18 protein-coding genes and 1 pseudogene are annotated in these 19395 nt (G+C 64.8%); 8 read left to right on the forward strand and 11 right to left on the reverse strand.

Annotated features, from left to right (window positions below; translation table 11 throughout):
- Positions 1 to 24: 24 nt before the first annotated feature.
- Positions 25 to 744 carry a helix-turn-helix transcriptional regulator gene (locus E3T27_RS06545; RefSeq protein ID WP_166786127.1) on the reverse strand — a complete coding sequence of 240 codons (720 nt, stop codon included), beginning with the start codon at positions 742 to 744 and terminating at the stop codon, positions 25 to 27.
- Positions 745 to 896: 152 nt separating this feature from the next.
- Between E3T27_RS06545 and pdhA the strand changes: the two genes are divergently transcribed.
- The 4 genes from pdhA to E3T27_RS06565 all read left to right on the forward strand — a co-directional run bounded on the left by pdhA (position 897) and on the right by E3T27_RS06565 (position 5036).
- On the forward strand, positions 897 to 1973 hold the full coding sequence (gene pdhA, locus E3T27_RS06550) for a pyruvate dehydrogenase (acetyl-transferring) E1 component subunit alpha (RefSeq protein WP_104196023.1): 1077 nt from the start codon (positions 897 to 899) through the stop codon (positions 1971 to 1973).
- Positions 1970 to 2989, forward strand: a complete 1020-nt coding sequence (locus E3T27_RS06555; RefSeq protein ID WP_233200549.1) for an alpha-ketoacid dehydrogenase subunit beta — start codon at positions 1970 to 1972, stop codon at positions 2987 to 2989. Before pdhA ends, E3T27_RS06555 begins: the two co-directional genes overlap by 4 nt.
- Before the next feature lie 9 nt (positions 2990 to 2998).
- Positions 2999 to 4297, forward strand: a complete 1299-nt coding sequence (locus E3T27_RS06560; RefSeq protein WP_166786128.1) for a dihydrolipoamide acetyltransferase family protein — start codon at positions 2999 to 3001, stop codon at positions 4295 to 4297.
- A gap of 61 nt (positions 4298 to 4358) precedes the next feature.
- Entirely contained in the window at positions 4359 to 5036 is a 678-nt protein-coding gene (locus E3T27_RS06565; protein WP_134572008.1) for a helix-turn-helix transcriptional regulator, read from the forward strand.
- Between the two features lie 90 nt (positions 5037 to 5126).
- Here E3T27_RS06565 and E3T27_RS06570 read toward each other — a convergent pair whose 3' ends face one another.
- Positions 5127 to 7517, reverse strand: a complete 2391-nt coding sequence (locus tag E3T27_RS06570) for a solute carrier family 23 protein (RefSeq protein ID WP_134572009.1) — start codon at positions 7515 to 7517, stop codon at positions 5127 to 5129.
- Between the two features lie 394 nt (positions 7518 to 7911).
- Between E3T27_RS06570 and E3T27_RS16815 the strand changes: the two genes are divergently transcribed.
- Complete coding sequence (locus E3T27_RS16815; RefSeq protein WP_206750156.1) at positions 7912 to 8145, forward strand: hypothetical protein; 234 nt, start codon at positions 7912 to 7914, stop codon at positions 8143 to 8145.
- 400 nt (positions 8146 to 8545) lie between these two features.
- Here the strand turns inward: E3T27_RS16815 and E3T27_RS06575 are convergent, their stop codons facing one another.
- Genes E3T27_RS06575 through E3T27_RS06585 form a run of 3 tightly spaced genes read right to left on the reverse strand, consistent with a single transcriptional unit; the run spans position 8546 to position 10876 of the window.
- A complete protein-coding gene (locus E3T27_RS06575; protein ID WP_134572010.1) occupies positions 8546 to 8779 on the reverse strand; it encodes a putative acetyltransferase in 234 nt (77 codons plus the stop codon).
- Positions 8776 to 9474, reverse strand: coding sequence for a potassium channel family protein (locus E3T27_RS06580; protein WP_104196028.1), 699 nt, complete (start codon positions 9472 to 9474; stop codon positions 8776 to 8778). Before E3T27_RS06580 ends, E3T27_RS06575 begins: the two co-directional genes overlap by 4 nt.
- Positions 9467 to 10876: a TrkH family potassium uptake protein gene (locus E3T27_RS06585; RefSeq protein ID WP_233200550.1), complete on the reverse strand. Its 1410-nt coding sequence runs from the start codon at positions 10874 to 10876 to the stop codon at positions 9467 to 9469. Before E3T27_RS06585 ends, E3T27_RS06580 begins: the two co-directional genes overlap by 8 nt.
- A gap of 158 nt (positions 10877 to 11034) precedes the next feature.
- Between E3T27_RS06585 and E3T27_RS06590 the strand changes: the two genes are divergently transcribed.
- Positions 11035 to 11685 carry a hypothetical protein gene (locus E3T27_RS06590; RefSeq protein WP_166786129.1) on the forward strand — a complete coding sequence of 217 codons (651 nt, stop codon included), beginning with the start codon at positions 11035 to 11037 and terminating at the stop codon, positions 11683 to 11685.
- A gap of 211 nt (positions 11686 to 11896) precedes the next feature.
- Here E3T27_RS06590 and E3T27_RS06600 read toward each other — a convergent pair whose 3' ends face one another.
- From E3T27_RS06600 to E3T27_RS06610, 3 genes are all read right to left on the reverse strand, one after another.
- Positions 11897 to 12607 (reverse strand): phosphatase PAP2 family protein, encoded by a 711-nt coding sequence (locus E3T27_RS06600; protein ID WP_166786130.1) that lies wholly within the window; start codon positions 12605 to 12607, stop codon positions 11897 to 11899.
- A 185-nt stretch (positions 12608 to 12792) separates the two neighbouring features.
- The gene (locus E3T27_RS06605) at positions 12793 to 14070 is read right to left on the reverse strand and encodes a multidrug effflux MFS transporter (protein WP_233200552.1); all 1278 of its coding nucleotides are present in this window, start codon (positions 14068 to 14070) and stop codon (positions 12793 to 12795) included.
- A gap of 23 nt (positions 14071 to 14093) precedes the next feature.
- Positions 14094 to 15362 (reverse strand): ROK family transcriptional regulator, encoded by a 1269-nt coding sequence (locus tag E3T27_RS06610; protein ID WP_134572164.1) that lies wholly within the window; start codon positions 15360 to 15362, stop codon positions 14094 to 14096.
- 144 nt (positions 15363 to 15506) lie between these two features.
- Between E3T27_RS06610 and E3T27_RS06615 the strand changes: the two genes are divergently transcribed.
- Together E3T27_RS06615 and E3T27_RS06620 are read left to right on the forward strand one after the other, a co-directional pair.
- On the forward strand, positions 15507 to 16511 hold the full coding sequence (locus E3T27_RS06615; protein ID WP_104200202.1) for an aldo/keto reductase family protein: 1005 nt from the start codon (positions 15507 to 15509) through the stop codon (positions 16509 to 16511).
- Positions 16512 to 16548: 37 nt separating this feature from the next.
- The gene (locus E3T27_RS06620) at positions 16549 to 17394 is read left to right on the forward strand and encodes an NAD-dependent epimerase/dehydratase family protein (protein ID WP_104196057.1); all 846 of its coding nucleotides are present in this window, start codon (positions 16549 to 16551) and stop codon (positions 17392 to 17394) included.
- Positions 17395 to 17416: 22 nt separating this feature from the next.
- Here the strand turns inward: E3T27_RS06620 and E3T27_RS17315 are convergent, their stop codons facing one another.
- The 3 genes and pseudogenes from E3T27_RS17315 to arfA all read right to left on the reverse strand — a co-directional run bounded on the left by E3T27_RS17315 (position 17417) and on the right by arfA (position 19371).
- A complete protein-coding gene (locus tag E3T27_RS17315) occupies positions 17417 to 17566 on the reverse strand; it encodes a hypothetical protein (protein ID WP_420898044.1) in 150 nt (49 codons plus the stop codon).
- Positions 17550 to 17821, reverse strand: a pseudogene (locus tag E3T27_RS17320) (Gfo/Idh/MocA family oxidoreductase); the annotation flags it as partial. The pseudogene E3T27_RS17320 and the gene E3T27_RS17315, both read right to left, overlap by 17 nt.
- A gap of 44 nt (positions 17822 to 17865) precedes the next feature.
- Positions 17866 to 19371, reverse strand: a complete 1506-nt coding sequence (gene arfA / locus E3T27_RS06630; RefSeq protein WP_134572012.1) for an arabinosylfuranosidase ArfA — start codon at positions 19369 to 19371, stop codon at positions 17866 to 17868.
- Between the last annotated feature and the right edge of the window lie 24 nt (positions 19372 to 19395).

Below are 19395 nucleotides of genomic sequence, written 5' to 3' on the forward strand. Positions count from 1 at the left end.
AAGCTTTGCCGCTGGGTGAAAGGGCTACAACCGCGAAATACCGTGAATAATATTTTGCCCCACTTCACACGAGCCGGCATCCGCTATTCGGGCACTCTTTTCGCTCTCGCTGGCATCGGAGACGGCCGCCACGTCGATCACGCAGAGGTGCGGGGCGTTGATGAGGTTCAGGCCGACCGCCCGCAGCGGGCCGTCGGCCTGCTCCAGCACACCCTGAATCAAGCGGTAGTGCACGCCGCAGACCTCGGGGTGGTCCTTGACCATTTCCGAGTACGGGCAGTCACGCAGGTTGACTTGTTCACGGTTCGCGGCGATGCTCGCGTCGAAACCGGCCTGGTCGAGGTGGTCGTCCAGCGCATCGAGCTGCCGTTGCGCAGCCGGACCGGAGCAACCGGCGAACCCCTGGCCGGCGGGCAGCAGCGGCAGAATCCGTCGCAGCTGGTCGGCACGCTCCTGCGCGGCCGCGATTTTGCGGCTGCGGATCGACCCGAGCTCGGTACTGACTCCGTCCGCAGCGCTATAGAGCATTTTGGGACGACCCTTACTGTCGCGCGGCTCGGGCGCGCAGGTGACAAAGCCCTCGTTGATCAGGCGGTCAAGGTGTTCGCGTGCGGTGTTGTGATGCAGGCCCGCGGCTTCGGCGAGGTCGTTCACGGTCATTGTTCCGCGGCTTTGCAACTGGTAAAGCAGGTTCATGCGGCTGAGACTGGCGAGCGTTTTGTAACTCGGGGGTTGGGCGGCCATGATTCCATTATGGGCGCCAATCATGTGCGGCAGCAGAATCAGTCAGTTTCTCTCTTTCTTCCCGCAGATCCTTCCGCTGCACGGTGGAAAAAGGAAATATTCAGCACACAGCATTAGTCTGGTGAAACGAAGCACGCAGGAAGTGGGATCACATGGCGGCAAAAGCCCGCACGCGACCGGAGTCAACAGTTGAGTCCACGGGTGGTGAGCCCGCCGACACCCTGCGTGAGTATTACGAACAGATGTCGTTGGTGCGTGCCTTCGAGTTGCGCTCCAGCGAGATGTATGCCCGGGCCAAGATCGGTGGCTACTGCCACCTGAACCTCGGCGAAGAAGCCACGGTGGTCGGCCTGATGGCCGCCATCGAGGCCCGTGATTATCTGTTCACCGGCTACCGCGACCACGGCTATGCACTGCTGCGCGGACTCTCGCCCGAGCGGGTAATGGCCGAACTGTTCGGCAAAGTTACCGGCGTCTCGGGCGGACGCGGCGGTTCCATGCACCTGTTCGACGCCGAAACGCGCCTGTTCGGCGGCTACGGCATCGTCGGCGGGCAGATTCCCCCGGCGACCGGCGCCGCACTCGCTTTGAAAAATCAGGAAGTGGCCGGCCCCGACGCTGCGGCAGTGATGTGTCTGCTCGGTGACGGCACCACCAACATCGGCGCGTTCCACGAATCGCTCAACCTGGCCGGGCTGTGGAAACTTCCGATCGTCTACGTGATCGTCAACAACGGGCTTGGTATGGGCACAACGGTGGAGAAAGCATCCGCTGAGCCGGACCTGTATAAGCGCGGCGCTTCGTACCGTATGCCCGGAGTACGGGTCGACGGCGACGACGTTCTTGCCGTGCGCGACGCCGCCCGCGATGCACTGCGGCAGGCCCGCGAGTCGCGCCAACCGGTGCTGCTCGAGGTCATGTGTTACCGGTTGCGCGGCCATTCCGTAGTCGACCCGGCCCGCTATCGCTCAAGCGAAGACACGACCATCGCCCAGCAGTCCGACCCGGTACCGAGCTTTCGTGCCAAGCTGATCAGCGCCGGAGTGCTCAGCGAAACGGATGCCGCCGCCATCGACGAGGCCGCCGACGTGCGCGTGTCCGAGGCGGTCGTTTTCGCCGATGAGAGCCCCGAGCCCGACGTTGACGACCTGTTCAAATATGTATACGCGACCGCGGTGGCAAATATGCCAACCGCTTTGCCCGGAGAACCCGTTATGGACGCACTGTGAACACCGAAGTAGCAACCACCCGCACGATCACCTACCGCCAGGCGCTCAACGAGACTCTGCGCGCTGAGCTCGAGCGTGACGACAAGGTCTTCCTCATCGGTGAAGAGATCGGCGTCTTCGAGGGGTCGTATAAGATTACCGCCGGACTGCTTGAAGACTTCGGACCCGACCGGGTGATCGACGCCCCGATCGCCGAAGAGGGTTTCGTGGGGGCAGCCCTCGGGGCCGCGATGCTCGGAATGCGCCCGGTGGTCGAGATCATGACCATCAACTTCAGCCTCATCGCGATCGACCAGATCGTGAACCACGCAGCCAAGATGCGGTCGATGTTCGCCGGTCAGGTTTCCATTCCCCTGGTCATTCGCATGCCCGGCGGCGGTGGCCAGCAGCTGGCCGCGACCCACTCGCAGAACCTCGAGGTCTGGTACGCGCACATTCCGGGGCTCAAGGTCGTCGCCCCGTCGACCCCGGCCGATGCCAAGGCGCTCCTCACTGCTGCCATTCGCGATGACGACCCGGTGATTTTTCTGGAGAACCTTTCCCTCTACAGCGCCAAGGGTGAAGTTCCCACCGACGAGCAGGTCGCCGAGATCGGCAAGGCTGCTGTTGTCAAGACCGGCACCGACCTCACTATCGTGAGCTACTCGCGCGGCACCACGACGGCTCTCGAAGTGGCTCGCCAGCTCGAGACCGAGGGCCTGTCGATCGAGGTCGTCGACCTGCGCAGCCTGCGGCCGCTCGACCGCGACACCATTTGCGCCTCGGTGAAGAAGACCGGCCACGCCGTCGTCTTCGAAGACGACTGGCTCAGCTACGGCATCGGCGCCGAGATATCGGCGACCATCGGCGAGGGAGTCTTCGACTTTCTCGACGCCCCGGTGCGTCGCGTCGCCGCCGCCGAGGTGCCGTTACCCTACGCCAAATCCCTCGAGAAGGCTGCGCTGCCCAGCGCCGCCGATCTCGCCAGGGTCGTGCGCGAGGTACTCAATATTTCATCTACCCCGAACGACAAGTAGGAGCCGGCCATGCCCGACGTCATTATGCCCCGTCTCTCCGACACCATGGAGGAGGGTGAACTCAGCCGCTGGATGAAGCAGGTCGGCGATGAGATTCACAAGGGTGATGTGCTCGCCGAAATCGAGACCGATAAGGCCACGATGGACCTGGAAGCCTTCGACAACGGCATACTCGAGCAGCTGCTCGTCGTCGCCGGCGCGCTCGTACCGATCGGTGAACCGGTTGCGCGCATCGGCGACGGGAGCAACATCGTCACGGAAGGCGCTGCCCCGGCAACCCCGGCAGCACCAGCCGCGGCTGCCCCGGCAGCTCCAGTCGCGGTCGCTGCAGCAGCAACTCCCATAGTCATCCCCCCGGCGGATACGCCCACGCCAGCCACGCCCACGGCAACCCAGACGGGCGAACTGCGCACCTCGCCGCTGGCTCGCAAAATCGGCCGAGAGCACGGCATCGACCTGCACACCGTCGCGGGCACCGGGCCGCAGGGCCGTATCACGCGCACCGACGTCGACAGGGCGATCCTGGCCCAAGAGGCGGCAGCATCCGCTGTCCCGACGGCGCCTCCAGCCGCAGCACCAGCGGCGGCCGCACCGGTCGCAGCAGCACCGGCCGTCGTTTCGGCCGATTCCGTCTCCGTGCCGGTCAGCCGCATTCGCGCCGTCACGGCCCGCCGACTCACCGAGAGTCAGGCCGTTCCGCACTTCTTCCTCACCGGCGTCGTCAGCGTTGAACGCCTGGTCGCGTTCCGCGCCGACGTCAATGAGTCGCTTGCCGCCCTCGGCACCAAGATCAGTCTGAACGACCTGTTCGTGCGCGCCAGCGCGGTCGCGCTGCGCGCGCACCCCGAAGTCAACGCGTCCTGGGGCGACGGCGTCATACTGCGCCATAACCATGTCAACGTCGGCGTGGCCGTCGCGACCGACGATGGACTCCTCGTTCCCGTCGTCGTCGATGCCGATCAGAAGTCGCTCGGTGCCATCGCCGCCGAAACCCGCGCCCTGGCCGGCCTCGCCCGCACCGGCAGCCTGTCCCTCGCCCAGATGTCGGGGGGAACTTTCACCATCAGCAACCTCGGCATGTTCGGCATCGACTCCTTCACCGCCGTATTGAACCCGCCAGAGGCCGGCATCCTGGCAATCGGCGCGGCGAGCGACGTTCCCGCGGTACGGGACGGCGTTCTCGTGACGGTACCAACGGTGAAGATCACCCTGACCGTCGACCATCGAGTACTCGACGGCGCCGTCGCGGCGGCGTTCCTGCGCGATCTCACTACCCTGCTTGAAGAACCGCTGCGCATCGTTCTCTAGCTTGCCCGCCCGCAAGATTAAAAGTACGAGACTACTCATAATTCCGGGTTAGTCTTGTACGGTGGATGTCGACGAACGCACTCCCGCCTGGCATGCCGCGCTGGCGTCGCCGATTCGGCGCAGCGTGCTCCAGCTTCTGGTCGCCTCCAGCGAACCGCTCGATGCGGCCGCCGTCGCCGACCGGATGAAGCTGCACGTCACCACGGCCAGGTTTCACCTCGACCAGCTTCTGGCCGCCAGGCTCATCGAACGAGAGGCCGTACGGTCCGGCCAGCGGGGCCGGCCGCGCATCCGCTTTTGTGCCGTGGCCGCCACGCGCACCGACACGCGCGACCAGCTCAGCCACGCGCTCGCCAGCGTGCTTGCCGAAGACGACGACGGCGGCCGGGCCCGGGCTATTCGGGCCGGTGAGAAGTGGTCGGAGGCCTTCACCGGCGGCCTCGCAGCATCGACCGAAGCGGGCGCCGCCCCGCTGGTCGAATTACTCGACCAGCTCGAATTCGCCCCCGAACTCGATGAGCCCACGCAATCGATCGCGCTCACGGCCTGCCCGTTTCGCGAAGCCGCCCGTGAAAACCCCGGCGTGGTCTGCGCCGTGCACCTCGGGCTCATCCAGCGGGTGGCGCGCACACTCGGCCACGACGACAGTGTGATCGAGCTGCGCCCCTTCGTCGGCCCGCACCTCTGCGTCGTCAACCTCGGCAGCAACTGGAATGCCGTTCCGGTCGAGTTGAGTTAGTCGCGGCTCGATCGCGGCTCGATCGTCGACGGGGGCACGGACTGTTCCCCGCTTAACCTGGATCCACCGCGCACGTGGGATAGCACGCCTTCACAGCGCGGCCGCCCCCAGTCCCGCGCCCTCGGGTGACGGGGCGTTCACCCGGTCGAGGTGGTCGATTCCGTCGGCCGTGATCCAGATCACCCGCGCCGTGGAGAGGTCGTAGAAGACGCCGGCAAGATGCACTCGCCCGCTCGCGACCGCCGGGCCAACAAGCGGATGCCGCCGCAAATTCTGCAGCTGAACGGCCACGTTCACCATGCCCAACTGGTCGACCTCGCTGAAACCAGCATCTCGTGCCGCCCGCCCAACGGGATGTCCGTTGCGAAGGGCTTCGCGACTGGGGCGCACATGATCGAGCCAGGCATCGATCGCTCCCCGTTCGCGGCCGGAGCTCTCCTCGGCAGCCGCCTCCGAAGCCTCCGAAGCCTCCGAAGCCTCCGTCGCGTCCGAAGCCTCCGTCGCGTCCCTCGCCTGCTCATTGTGCGCGGCCGCCATGGCACCGCAGCCGGAATGGCCACACACCACAATTGAATTTACCGAGAGTTCGTCAAGACCGAAAGCGAGCGCCGCGTCGATGGAGGGTTCTGTACCGTGCGCGCATACGACGTTGCCAATGTTGCGCACCGTGAACAGGTCACCGGGGCCGCTGCTCGTGATCAGGTTGGGAATGATGCGGGAGTCCGCGCAGGTCAGAAACAAGGTGTCGGGATTCTGGGAGTCGGCCACCTCCTGCATGTGCGCTCGCACGCGAGCCGCATGGCGACGGTGATAGTCGTCGATGCCGTGGATCACCGGGTTCAGCGGATGCGGGTGCGCGTAGCTGTTGACTCCGCCGCGGTCACGGCCCTGCCAGGCCTTCCAGGGCGCGAAACCGAGGCGCGTCGTGGACGGTGCCGAGTTTCTGCGGGGCGGGAGTGCCGCCGCCAATTCGAGGGTTGCGGCGCCGCCCTCGTCGATCTGCACCGTGCCGCCGGTGCTCTCGTGTTGACGCTGCCAGGCGCTAAGCGTCTCGTAGGCCGGATGATCGAAGAAATCGACCTCCAGATCGATCGTGACGTGGGAGCCCGCTGGCACGGAGCTCAGAACGGAATTCAAGCGCGGGAGCGACAGAAAACTGCACGACCCCTCGATCACGACCCGCCACAATTTTGATTCCGGAGGACCCGCTGGTTCGGCGTGGATGGAGGCCCGGACCACGCGCCACAAAACGAGGGCGGCTGCCAAGGCGAGTCCGATCATGACCCCCTCAAGCAGGTTGAGAAACACGACCCCGATCAGAGTGACGCAGTACACCAGCAGGTCGCCGGTGCGTCGGGCGGTCTGGAAGTTGGCCAGGCTCGCCAGCCGCACGCCCACGACGATCAGAAGTCCCGCGAGCACCGCCTGCGGAATCTGCTGGATCAGACCGGCGAACAGCAACGAGAAGACCAAAATCCACACGCCGTGCAAAATGGTGGACGTGCGCGACCGTGCACCCGCTTCCACGTTGGTAGCACTACGCACGATGACCCCGGTGACGGGCAAACCGCCGATCGCACCGGAGACCATGTTCGCCGCCCCCTGCCCCAGAAGTTCGCGGTTGAAGTTGGTGCGCGGGCCGGTGTGCATCTTGTCGAGTGCCACCGCAGAAAGCAACGATTCGATGCTCGCGATCAGGGCGATAGACAGAACGCCCATCATGATCGCCTGCCAATTTCCCTCGGGAACCTCGGGAAAAGACAGGGCGTCGAGAATTGACCCGTCGAAGGTAACGCGTTCCACGTTGGCACCGAGCAGGACCGACAGGATCGTGACGCCGACCACGGCAACGAGCTGTCCTGGAACCCGGCGCACGGCTGGCGGAAGTCGTTTCCAGAGCACCAGGATGGCGATAACCAGGGCACCGAGGAGTATGGCCGGAAGATTCGCGGCCGCGAGCGCTGCGGGGAGGCTGGTCATGTTCGCGAGGGCTGAGCTGCTCGATTCAGAGCCGATCATGACGTGCAACTGTTGCAGCACGATGGTGATTCCGATGCCAGCGAGCATGGCGTGCACGACCACCGGGGAGACGGCCAGTGCCGCTCGGCCGATGCGACAGGAGCCAAAGAGAATCTGCACAAACCCGGCGGCGACGGTGATCGCGCCGGTCGCCTGCCACCCGAACTGGTCGATGAGGCCGGCGATGATCACGGTCAGCCCAGCGGCGGGGCCGCTGACCTGCAGCGGAGAACCGCCGAGGCTGCCCGCGACGATCCCGCCGACGGCGGCGGCAATCAGACCGGCCATGACCGGCGCCCCCGACGCCGCTGCGATGCCCAGCGAGAGGGGTACGGCTACGAGAAAGACGACGAACGACGCGGGAAAATTGAAACGCAGGTCGTTCGTCAGGAAACCGCGGATGCGCCCGCTGCGCGAAGTTCCGGGGGGCGAGGACGCTGAATGGGTGAAGTGTGTGGTCATGAAATAGTCCTTCGTTCGGAGAATATGCGTGCTGCATGGGTCCGGAGACAAACCATCGCGCCAGGCGCCGAGTCTTGGGGCGCCGATAGGCGGACGCCGATAGGCGGGTGTCGATAGGTCTCCGTGGACGCGCTGGTCTCAGTGAGCGCGCAACCAACCCGCTCTTGGGGGGCACGTGACAGGCGTGCACTGTTTTTGGGCAGGAATTGCGTCGCGGGGTGCTCTGCCGTGGGGATCTGCTCGACTTCTAGGTCTGGCTAATGCACAGTGCGGTAAGCGTGACCGGGCGAGGTGGGGCCTCCGGTAGCGTATTGCTACCGACTGGCGAATGCGCGGCGCGAAAGACAACACTGTGAGGGCGCTGGTCTGGCGAATCAGCGCCCGAGGCAGAACGATGCCTCGCCCCGGCTCTGCCGCCGCGCAGGGATCCGCGTCGTTGACCTGGAGTGCCGGCGCGGCCGACTCTGTTCCGACGACCTGCACGGAGCTGATCGCCGAAGTGACAGCACTGTCACCCGAATCGGCCAGGAGCGCCCCGTCGAGGGAGTGTCCGAAGATCAACGAGATGATCGCGCCGATAATGGCCAGCATCATCGTCATAATGCGGCGCAGGTCACCCGCCGCCTGAAGCGCAGGGGTCATCGGGTACCTCCTTATCGGCACCTCAGGTCGTTGACGACCCGCTACCGCGAGCCTTCCGACCGCCGAAAACTCAGGTGATCTGGAAGGTAAAAAGTAACAAGGCAATCTCTGTTTAACTTGACTAGACGGTAAATCAGCGCTAGATGTTCACGCACTCGTCACGAAACCTTCAGGGGCACGTCGCACGCGCCACACAACTGATGGACGGGCCTGACGGAGCCACAGCGTGGTCAGAAAGGCTCAGCGCGGCCAGAAAAGCGCAGCGCGGCCAGAAAAGCGCAACGCGGCCAGAAAGGCTCAGCGCGGCCAGAAAAGCGCAGCGCGGTAGGCGTCGGGAGCGTCGTGGGCGCACGTTCTGGTTCAGATCCTCACGTCGACCGGTGGTTTCAGGCCCGGGCCCGGCGCGGTCTTTGTTCGGGCGCCGGCGGCACGAGCTTCGCGGCCACCACGTCGGCCATCGCGAGTGTGACCAGTCCCCGCTTGGTCTCCACCGAAACGGATGCCGCGCTGCGGCTCCGCAGAAAGCCCAGCGCGTCCGTGTACCCACCCGGAATTCTGGTGCGCACGACGACCCGAGTGCCGAGCGGTGCATCCGCGAGAAAAACGAAGGGGGAACTCATCGCATCAGGCTGTATTCTTCGACTCGCGCAGATTCTCCGGCGATGAGAATGATGTCGCCATCTTCGATCACGGTGTCGAGCGAGGTGTAGCTCCAGCCTGCGCCGGGGCGGTGAAACGCGGTGACGGTGATGCCGTAGCGGGCACGCACCTTGGCCTGGCCGAGGGGTACGCCGATGAGCGCCCGCGGCGGTGCCGTCTTGACCAGCGCAAAATTCTCGCCGATCTCGATATAGTCCTGCATGGCGCCGCGCACCAGATGCGCAACCCGCTTGCCCATATCTTTCTCCGGGTAGATGACATGGTTGACGCCGAGCTGGGTGAGGATCTCGCCGTGCGGGTCGCTGACCGCTTTGGCCCAGATGTTCGCGATGCCCAGCTTGAGCAGCAGCGAAGCGGTGAGAATGTTTGCCTGGATATCGCCGCCGATCGCCACGACCACGCTGGAGAAGTCGGGTACCGAGAGCTCCCGCAGGGTCGCCTCCTTGGTGGAGTCGGCACGCACCACGTGGGTGAGCAGTCTGTTGTGCATCTGTACCACCTCTTCGTCCCCGTCGATGCCGAGCACCTCGGTGCCACTGTTCATGAGTTCGATAGCGAGCGCGCTGCCAAACCGGCCGAGACCGATGACGACGACCGATTCAGCTTCGGCGAGGCGGGCGGGGTCGCGGTGCCCGAACAGTGAATATTTAGCCAATGATCGGCCTTTCCTTGGGAAGTTCGTAGGTGGTGCGGCGTTCGCGCAGGGCAATGGCCGACGCGAAGGTGATCGGGCCGAGGCGGCCGATGAACATAAGCAGAATCAGGATGACCTGCCCTCCCCATGGCAGCCCCGCGGTGATCCCGGTCGACAGTCCCACCGTCGCAAAAGCGGAGATCGCCTCGAACAGCAGCGCGTCCAGAGAGATGTCGGTCAGGAGCATGAGCGCCGCCGTCGCGGCAATGATGACGCCGACGGCGAGCAGGGAGATCGTGATCGCCTCACGGTGCACCGCCCGGGAAAGCCGCTTGCCGAACACGTTGACGGCGACCTGGCCGCGCACCTCGGTCCAGATAATGAAGAACAGGACGGCGAACGTCGTGATTTTAATGCCTCCGGCGGTTCCGGCGGGGCCGCCACCGATCAGCATCAGAACGTCCATCCCGAGCAGGGTGGCGGAGTCGAGCTGGCCGATGTCGATGCTATTGAAACCGGCGGTGCGGGTCTGCACCGATTGGAAGAAACCGACCAGTAGTTTGCCCGACCAGTCCAACGGACCGAGAGTATTCGGATTCGACCATTCAACGGCGGTGATATATGCCGTTCCGAGAATGAGTAGCGCGAGCGTACCCGAGACCACGATGCGGGTATTCATGGTCCAGGTTCGAATCGACCAGGCCTGCTGTAACCAGTGCCGCGGATCCCGCCCCTGCCGCCGCAGCTGCCGCCGCAGCTGCACGATCACCGGAAAGCCGAGTCCACCGAGAATGACGGCGGCGGCAATCGGCAGGCAGATCCAGGCATCCGTTGCATACCCCATGAGATTGTCGCTGAACAGGGCGAACCCGGCATTGTTGAAGCTCGATACCGAGTGGAACACGCCCAGCCAGATGGCCCGGCCAACGGGCTCGCCGTAGCCGAGCATAAAGCGCAGCGCGAGCATCATCGCCACGGTGACCTCGATCGCGAGCGAGATACGCACGACACCGACCACCAGCCCCTTCACGTCAGCGAGACCGACGCTTTTGGTTTCGGCGGCGGCTGTGATGCGCGAGCGCAGGGAGAGCTTGCGAGCGATCGCGAGCCCGACGACCGAGGCAAAAGACATGATCCCGAACCCGCCGATTTGAATCAGCATCAGAATCACGACCTGACCGAACGGTGTCCAGTACACCGCCGTATCGACGACGGTCAGCCCGGTGACGCACACCGCGCTCGTCGCGGTGAACAGCGCCTCCAGAAACGATGCGCCGCCCGGCCCGACCCGGGCGTTCGGCAGCATCAACAGCGCTGTGCCGCCGAAAATGGTCAGGGCGAATCCGGAAACGACGACCTGCGCCGGATGCAGCCGGTGCCGCTTCGTTGTGTTGCCGCGTTCGCGGATGGCCCGTGAGTGCACGGACCAACTCTACGCTGGGCGCACTCCCCGCGGGGTACCCCTGATTCCGCGATGACGGACGATACTCGCTTCAGGCGACTTCGTCTACCCCCCCGAAATAGCAACGAGATACTGGGCTGATGTGCGGGATACTCACTTTGAGGGGTGAAACGGAACACATGATGCGCGAGGGGTTCGAGCCGGCAGTCAGGCACGTTTTGCGGCCGCGTCGCAAGCTGGTCAAGCGGTCGATTATCGCTGCACTGTCGTTGCTGGTCCCCGTTCTGATCGTGCTGTACTGGCTCACCATCCCGCGCAATACCTGGATCTTTGTCGCCGCCGTTCAGTTCGGCCTGACCCTTCTCGGCGTGATCGCTGTATTCGGGGCCCGCAGAGTGTGCGTGACCGTTGCGGCTGGGCGCTTGGAAAGCCGCAACCTGCTGGGCCGGGTGACCAACTTTGGCACGGCCGAAATTGCCAGCGTCGTGCTCGTCGAGCTGTATCAGAGCGAGATGGTCGAGACCCTCTCGCACCTGTACCTGCTGGACTCCGCCGGTGACGTGCTGCTTCGCCTGCGGGGTCAGGTATGGCCCCGCTCCGGGCTGGAGAACATTAGCGACGCACTCGGGGTGAGAGTCGTGCGGCCGCCCGACCCGCTCACCGTGTCCGAGCTAGGGCGACTCCGCCCACGGCTGGTGCACCGCTGGACTCGACACGCCGCTCGGCTGGGAAATTCATCCCCTCGCGCGTCTGCGCGGCGAGTGCCCGCTCCGTTCGGCCGTCTAGTGCCCCCGGTCGGACACGATGTCGGCCATGCGCGCACACGGTGACGTGGTGCGACGCCCGGCAAGCTCGGCTCGATCGGCCAGTGAATAGGCACGGTAGAGGGCGGTGACGGCGAGCCAACGCAACGGCTCGGGTTCCTAGTCTCGTGCCCGATGGTTGACCCACGGCAGATCCAGGAAACCGCTGTCGCACGAATGACGAACGAGGCGTCGAACGAGACCTTGCCGTTCTACCGGAGCTCCTGTGCCGCGTTGGTCATGACGTGAGGGTTTTCTGCCGCTTCCGCTGCCGTTCGAGTCGGCGGCGGGCGGCGAGTGCACGTTCGCCATCGAGTTTGGCGGCGACCGGAGCCCACAGCACGATAGCGACACCGGCGCCGAGTAATAAGCCACCGATGGTGTCCGTGAGCCAGTGCGCACCGAGATAGGTGCGGCTGAGCAGCATCACGATCGTATACACGGCGCCGGCGAGCACCACCCAGAGGCGCGGAAAGATGATGGCGAGGCACACCGCCATAGTTGCCGCATTGGCGACATGGCCGGAAGGAAACGACCCAAAATCGGAGGTGACCAGTATGTCTTCAGGGCGGGCCCGGCCAAAGACCTGTTTGAGCAGTTGCACGCCGACCGCACTCAGCACCGTGGCCCCGAGGTAGTACCCGGCCGCCCAGGGCCGCTTGATCAGCACGAGCACGAGGATTATGACCAGCGGCACGACGAAGACGCCGAATAGGCCGCCGCCGAGCGTGTTCATGAACAGCGACGGAACCTCCCAGACCGTCATGCGATGCTCGATGATCTCGCTCATCCACTCGGCGTCAACCTCGAGGGCGGCGCCGTTTGCCCGCACGACCACGACGAGACCGAGCAGGGCGGCCAACATCATAGCGGAGATGCCGCTGACGACGGGCCAGCGACGGGAAATGTGGCGAGCTGCGGGGTCTGCAGCGCGTTCCGGGTTAGTCATTCCGCCATCGTAGGTCAGCAGCCCGTTACCGCGCCCCCCATTTTGGACGGGGCCCGGGCCCGGGCCGTGGGCCCAGTTTATAAACTGGGCCCACGGTCACACCATGGGCCCGAGCGGCTAAGACTCGAAGGGGCCCGAGACTCGAAGGGGCCCGAGCGCGAAGGTGCCCGAGCGAGCGCCTCGGGCTAGCGTTCGAGTGCTGGCACGCTTCTTGGGCGCACAATCAGCCAGAGCGCAAGAATTGAGATCACGGCGGTGACGCCCATGACGGATGCCATCGGTATCGCCGTGCCCACTCCGAGCAGTCCCACAATCGGCGAGATCAGTCCGGCCACACCGAAATTCGCGGCGCCGAGCAACGACGCGGCGGTTCCGGCTTCGTGTCCGTGGGCGTTGAGCGCGATGACCTGCACGCTCGGCAGGGTGAAGCCACAGGCCGCGATGAAGAACCAGAGCGGCACCAGGATACCCCACAGCCCAATGCCGCCGAGGTCGAGCAGCACGATCGCACCAGCGGTGATCACCAGCACAACCGTGGAGACGGAAAGAATCCACTGCGGCCCGATGTTGGACCGGTGCATCAGGCGCGAGCTCAGCTGCACCCCGGTGACCACACCGAGGGAGTTGATGGCGAACAGCAGACCGTACTCCTGCGGGCTGAACGCATACACGTCTTGGAACAGAAACGGTGAGGCCGACAGGTAGGAGAACAACCCGGTGAAGGTCATCGCCCCGATGATCGCGACGCCCACGAAGGTGCGGTCGCTCAGTACCGCTTTGTAGCGTTGGCCGAGGGTGCTATGGCCCGTCGCGTTGCGTTCGCTTTCGGGCAGGGTTTCAACGATCCAGAAGGCGACGGCCAGAATCACGATGACGCCGTAGGCGGCCAGTACCCAGAAGATTCCCCGCCAGCTCATGACGAGCAGCAGCTGCGATCCGATCACCGGTGCCAGCACCGGCGCGAGGCCGCTGACCAGCGCAAGACGGGAGAGCATCTTGACGAGCGGCTTGCCGCCGAACAGGTCCCGCACCATGGCCATGGCAACGACGGCGCCGGCCGCGGCGCCGAAGCCCTGCAGCACGCGGAAGATGGCGAGCACGATGATGTCGTTCGATAGGGCGGCGCCGACGCAGGCGAGAATGTGCACACCGGTAGCGAGCATGAGCGGGAGTCGCCGCCCGACCTTATCGCTCCAGGGGCCGACGACCAGCTGCCCGAAACCGAAACCGATCATGGTGCCGGTCAGGGTGAGCTGGATGACCGACGGCAACACGCCGAATTCGTTTTCCAGGGTCGGAAAGGCCGGCAGATACAGGTCGATGGTAAACGGGCCGAGCGCCGTGAGCGCCCCGAGAATGAGTATGTAGACGATGCGCTGGCGCCGAGTCAGTTTGTCCCCGGGATGCGCGGCGGTGGAGGCAAGTTGCGCGGCGCTAATCACGGGGATGCTGGCAGTAATCACGAAAACGGATGTCCTTGGCTGGTCTAGAGAGGCTGGATGGCGGCGGGCGGCGCGATTTCGGGCGACACGGCCGCAGTGGCACTTCCGGCCGCCCTTACGCTAAGCGGGGACAGACCCGAACTATTCCCACTTTCGGACTGTGGATCGAGAAGCAGCGTTTCGAAGGCCAGTTCGGCGGCACCGATCAGGAGCAGATTCGAGCCGAGAAGCGCGGGGGCGATCTGCACCTCGTCGAATGCAGTCCCCAGCGTCAGTGCAGCCACCGCGCGCGTCAGGCGCCCGGGGTCGACCACATAGAGCGCGGCGAGGAAGCCGCCCAGCACGATGAGTTCTGGGTTGAGGATGTTGACGGCGCCGGCTAAGGCCACGGCCAAGAAATCGACCTGCCGGTTCACTTCGGCGCGTACCGCGGGCGCGGTGGAGGCGAGCAGTGCGCCTTCGAGGTCGTCGGCATCCGTTTCCCCAGCGGGCAGGCCGAGCACGTCAAGGAGCGCGCCGCGGGTGACCTCGGCTTCGAGAGTGCCGGCGATACCGGCCGAGTCGGTGCGGCAGCCCGCGCTCACCCTGGTGTGCCCGAATTCTCCCGCGTAGCCCGCCCGTCCGCCGGCCGCGACTCCCCCGACGACGAGGCCGCCACCGATGCCGCTCGAGCCGCCGTTGAGGTAGATGAGATCGGTCATTCCCTGCCCCGCGCCGAAATAGCGTTCCGCCGTGACGCCGAGGCTCGCGTCGTTGGCGGCCACGACGGGCAGACCGGTGACCTCGGCGAGCAGGTCGCAGAGTGGTTCGTCGACCCAGCCGAGATGTGGAGCGTTGCGAACCAGACCGTCGTGTGCACGCACCAGGCCCGGCACAGCCACACCCATTCCGATTATGGAATACTCTCCGAACTCGCGCCGCAGGTCGGTGACAATACTCGCCGTGATAGCGACCGCCTCGGCGACCGTCGGCGTGGTTGGCGTGGCGAAGCGGATGCTCCGGTGCACGACTCCGCTGAGGGCGACCACTCCCACGGTGATCGCGTCGATTTCAGGATTCACCGCGATGGCCACAACGCGGTCGCTCGCCGCCACGATCGGGCTCGGGCGCCCGGCAAGTTTGGTGGGGTCGGGAGTGCGTTCCTCGACCAGGCCGCGTTCGACCAACTCTGCGACCAGCGCTCCGATGGTCGACCGGTTCAAACCGGTCAGGCGGGTCAGCTGGGCGCGCGACGCCGCGCCACCGCGGTGTACGAGGCGCAGAATGATCGACAGGTTGTGCCTGCGCACATCATCATGGTTGTTACCCTGCATGGCGTCCACTGCTCTCGGCTTCCCGCTCGCTTTTTCGGTCAGAAGTCAGGTTACTGCGCCGGATGAGCTCGATGGATGATACGTTGCCAATGTCAACAAATCATCGAGGGCGCTGGCAGATACGAGGCGCCAGACAGGGACGTCATGGAGTTTCGATACCTCGGCAACAGCGGATTGAAAGTTTCGGAGATTACCTACGGCAACTGGCTCACCCACGGGTCCCAGATCGAGAATGACACGGCAACGGCCTGCGTGCGAGCGGCCCTGGATGCCGGAATCAGCTCGTTCGACACCGCAGACGTCTACGCGAACACCGTCGCCGAACAGGTATTGGGCGATGCCCTGCGCGGCGAACGCCGCCAGTCCCTCGAAATCTTCACCAAGGTCTTCGGGCCGACCGGTCCCAAGGGACACAACGACACCGGCCTCTCTCGTAAGCACATCCTCGAGTCGATCGATGGCTCGCTCACGCGGCTGCAAACGGAGTACGTCGACCTCTACCAGGCACACCGGTACGACGTGGAAACCCCGCTCGAAGAGACGATGCAGGCCTTCGCCGACGTCGTACGCCAGGGCAAGGCCCTGTACATCGGAGTGAGCGAGTGGAACGCCGAGCAGTTGCGCGCCGGCCACGCCCTCGCCACTGACCTCGGCATTCAGCTCATCTCCAACCAGCCGCAGTATTCGATGCTGTGGCGTGTGATTGAATCCGAAGTGGTTCCAGCCTCCGAAGAACTCGGCGTCTCGCAGATCGTCTGGTCCCCGGTGGCTCAGGGCGTGCTCACCGGCAAGTACCTGCCGGGTCAGGCCCCCTTGGAAGGCAGCCGGGCAACGGATGCCCAGGGCGGCGCCAACATGATCAAACGTTGGATGGATGAGCCGGTGCTCACCGGCGTGCAGAAATTGCGCCCGATCGCCGACGAACTCGGACTGAGCATGGCGCAACTCGCTCTCGCCTGGGTGCTGGCGAATAAGAACGTTGCATCCGCCATCATGGGCGCGTCCCGCCCCGAGCAGGTCGCCGACAACGCGAAGGCCGCCGGTGTGCACCTCGACGCTGATGTGCTCACAAGGATCGATGCGGCCGTTCGCGACCTGGCCGAGTTCGACCCGCGCAAGACCACCTCGCCGGAGCAGCGCGAGGTATGAGCCAGCCGCATCCGCTTGTGAGACTGAGGGAGTGTTCATGAGAATTGCCGTCACCGGTGGTAGTGGCAAGCTCGGCCGTAGCGTGGTTACGCGCCTGGCGAGCGAGGGGCATGAGGTCACCAATCTCGACCAGTCGGGAGTTCGCGGTTCCGGATTCACCCGGATCGACCTGACCGATTATGGCCAGGTCGTCGACGTGATGTTCGGCATCGACGACCGCACAGACGGGTTTGACGCGCTCGTGCATCTGGGCGCCATCCCGGCCCCCGGCCTGTTGCCCGACGTGGCCACGTTCCACAACAACATGCTCGCGACCTTCAACGTCTTCCAGGCCGCCCGCCGGGCCGGAATCAAGACGATCGTCTATGCCTCGAGTGAGACGACCCTCGGTCTGCCATTCGACATCGACCCGCCCTACATTCCCGTCGACGAGGAGTACCCGGCCCGCCCGGAGAGCACGTATTCGCTGGTCAAGCATCTCGAGGAGCAGATGGCTATCCAGCTCGTGCGCTGGGATCCGCGGCTGAGCATCACGGCGCTGCGCTTCTCCAATGTGATGGACGAAGACGACTACGCGGCATTCCCCGCCTTCGACGATGACGCCACCCTGCGCAAGTGGAACCTGTGGGGCTACATCGACGGTCGCGACGGCGCCCAAGCCGTGCTGCGCGCGCTCGAACAGGCCCAGCCGGGTTTCGAGACGTTCATCATCGCCGCCGCCGACACGGTGATGAGCCGGTCGAGCGCGAGCCTGGCCGCCGAGGTCTTCCCGAACGTCACCGTGACGAAGACGGTGGGCGAACACGAGACCCTGCTGTCGATCGACAAGGCGAAACGGATGCTCGGCTTCGCCCCCGAGCACAGCTGGCGCGACCACGCGTAGTTCGCCGCGGCAGCAACGCGACCTACCAGTTGCTCGGCACAGCGCCTTCGGGAACGAGATCCGGCCGCTCGACCGTGCTGGCCAACTCAATGACCGTGTGGTCGTGGCCAGCCCGCACTACGGCGCTCATGATCTCCACGACGTGAAAAACCCCCCGGGTACCAGAGCTCATGCCCGGCGTGGTCCAGAAAGCCGATGCCGCCACCGGCATTCCGATGCGGCCACCGTCGAGCAGTGCCCGGGCGATCTGCACGCCCGTGCCCAGCACGGTATCGGGAGCCGATCCCACCCGCAGCCCGCATTCGTCGGCGAGCGTGAGCACCGGGGCAGCTTGGCCGGGATTGAGCGCCAGGGGCTTCTCTCCGTAGACGTGCTTGCCGGCGGCCGGCGCTCGCAAGGCGACCGCTGCATGGACCGCGGGAATGGTGGATGACGGTAGCGCCGATGACGGTCTTTATCTCCCAGCCGTCGTCATTTGAGGGCGATCGCTGACCAAGAGACCGGGGGCAGTGTCACGGTCAGCGCACCGTCCGTGAGAACAGCACCGGCGAGCGAGCGCAAGCCGACCCGCGTCTGATCAGCCAGCGTGTTCTTGGCATACGCATCTGCATCGTGCAGGCTGACCGCCTCATCGATAACGGATGCGCCCAGCTCGGCCACATCGATGGTCACCTGCAGCGACTCGGTCTGGCTGCGGTTCACCAGGAACACCGCAGCCCGGCCGCTTTCCTCGTCAAAGGTCGCCACGGAATCCACCAGCGGAGCCGCGCCGTAAACGGCAGTCTCATATATGCCGACGTCGATTCGGGGCCGCAACACCTCGCCGCGGGCCAGCCGCGACGTGACCGAAAATGGGAAGAACGTGGTTTGACGCCAGGATGCCCCACCCGGTTCCGTCATGATCGGCGCAATCACGTTCACCAGTTGAGCCAGCGATGCCGACCCGACCCGGTCGTGATTCTTCAGCAACGTGATCAGCAGGTTGCCCAGCACCACGGCATCCGCTACCGAATAGGTGTCTTCGAGCTGACGCGGCGCAACGCGCCACTCATCGTTGACTTCCTCAGAGGCCCGGTGTTCGTCGAGGTACCAGATGTTCCACTCGTCGAACGAGATCTTGATCGTCTTGTTGCTGTGCAGCTTGTTCTTCACGTGATCGCCCGTCGACACGACGGTGTCGATGAAATACTGCATATCCAGCGACGACGCGAGATACGAACCCAGGTCCCCATTGCGCTCCTGATAGTAGGCGTGCGCGGAGATATAGTCGACGTGCTCGTAGCTGTGCTCGAGGACGGTGCGCTCCCAGTCACCAAAAGTCGGCATCGTTGACCCCGAGGACCCACAAACCACGAGCTCCAGGTTCTTGTCGGCGGCCTTCAGCGCCTGCGCCGTGCGGGCGGCCAACTTGCCGTAATCATCGGCCGACAGATAGCCGGTCTGCCACGGGCCATCCATCTCATTGCCCAGGCACCACATACGAATGTCGTGCGGTTCGCTCGTACCGTTGACAATGCGCTGGTCGCTGAGCGCGGTGCCAGACGGATGATTGGCGTACTCCAGCAGATCCAGCGCATTTTCGATGCCCCGCGTGCCGAGATTGACGGCCATCATGAGCTCGGAGCCCGTCAGCTTGCACCAACGCGCGAACTCGTCCAGGCCGACCTGATTGGTTTCGAGTGAATGCCAGGCCAGGTCCCGGCGCACCGGGCGCTCGTCCTTGGGCCCGACGCCGTCTTCCCAGCGGTAGCCGGAGACGAAATTCCCGCCGGGATAGCGGATGGTCGATGACCCCAGCTCCTTGACCAAATCAATCACATCCAGCCGAAACCCATCGTCATTGGCGCTTGCGTGACCGGGCTCGTAGATGCCGTCATAGACACACCGGCCCAGGTGCTCGACAAAGGAGCCGAAGATGCGGCGATTGATCGGGGCGACGAGCATCGTGCGGTCGATGGCAATCCGTGCCTGGGGCATTGGTGCGTACTGCCTTGATTCGTG

Source organism: Cryobacterium lyxosi (assembly GCF_004403345.1).
GTDB lineage: Bacteria > Actinomycetota > Actinomycetes > Actinomycetales > Microbacteriaceae > Cryobacterium > Cryobacterium lyxosi.

Bases quoted from the DNA above. Each gene is read 5' to 3' on its own strand.
- pdhA (WP_104196023.1), top strand. From the start codon at position 897: ATGGCGGCAAAAGCCCGCACGCGACCGGAGTCAACAGTTGAGTCCACG.
- E3T27_RS17315 (WP_420898044.1), bottom strand. From the start codon at position 17,566: ATGAGCTCTGGTACCCGGGGGGTTTTTCACGTCGTGGAGATCATGAGC.
- E3T27_RS06560 (WP_166786128.1), top strand. From the start codon at position 2,999: ATGCCCGACGTCATTATGCCCCGTCTCTCCGACACCATGGAGGAGGGT.
- E3T27_RS06545 (WP_166786127.1), bottom strand. From the start codon at position 744: ATGGCCGCCCAACCCCCGAGTTACAAAACGCTCGCCAGTCTCAGCCGC.
- E3T27_RS16815 (WP_206750156.1), top strand. From the start codon at position 7,912: ATGCCTCGCCCCGGCTCTGCCGCCGCGCAGGGATCCGCGTCGTTGACC.
- E3T27_RS06610 (WP_134572164.1), bottom strand. From the start codon at position 15,362: ATGCAGGGTAACAACCATGATGATGTGCGCAGGCACAACCTGTCGATC.
- E3T27_RS06575 (WP_134572010.1), bottom strand. From the start codon at position 8,779: ATGAGTTCCCCCTTCGTTTTTCTCGCGGATGCACCGCTCGGCACTCGG.
- E3T27_RS06615 (WP_104200202.1), top strand. From the start codon at position 15,507: ATGGAGTTTCGATACCTCGGCAACAGCGGATTGAAAGTTTCGGAGATT.
- E3T27_RS06570 (WP_134572009.1), bottom strand. From the start codon at position 7,517: ATGACCACACACTTCACCCATTCAGCGTCCTCGCCCCCCGGAACTTCG.
- E3T27_RS06590 (WP_166786129.1), top strand. From the start codon at position 11,035: ATGATGCGCGAGGGGTTCGAGCCGGCAGTCAGGCACGTTTTGCGGCCG.
- E3T27_RS06600 (WP_166786130.1), bottom strand. From the start codon at position 12,607: ATGACTAACCCGGAACGCGCTGCAGACCCCGCAGCTCGCCACATTTCC.
- E3T27_RS06620 (WP_104196057.1), top strand. From the start codon at position 16,549: ATGAGAATTGCCGTCACCGGTGGTAGTGGCAAGCTCGGCCGTAGCGTG.
- arfA (WP_134572012.1), bottom strand. From the start codon at position 19,371: ATGCCCCAGGCACGGATTGCCATCGACCGCACGATGCTCGTCGCCCCG.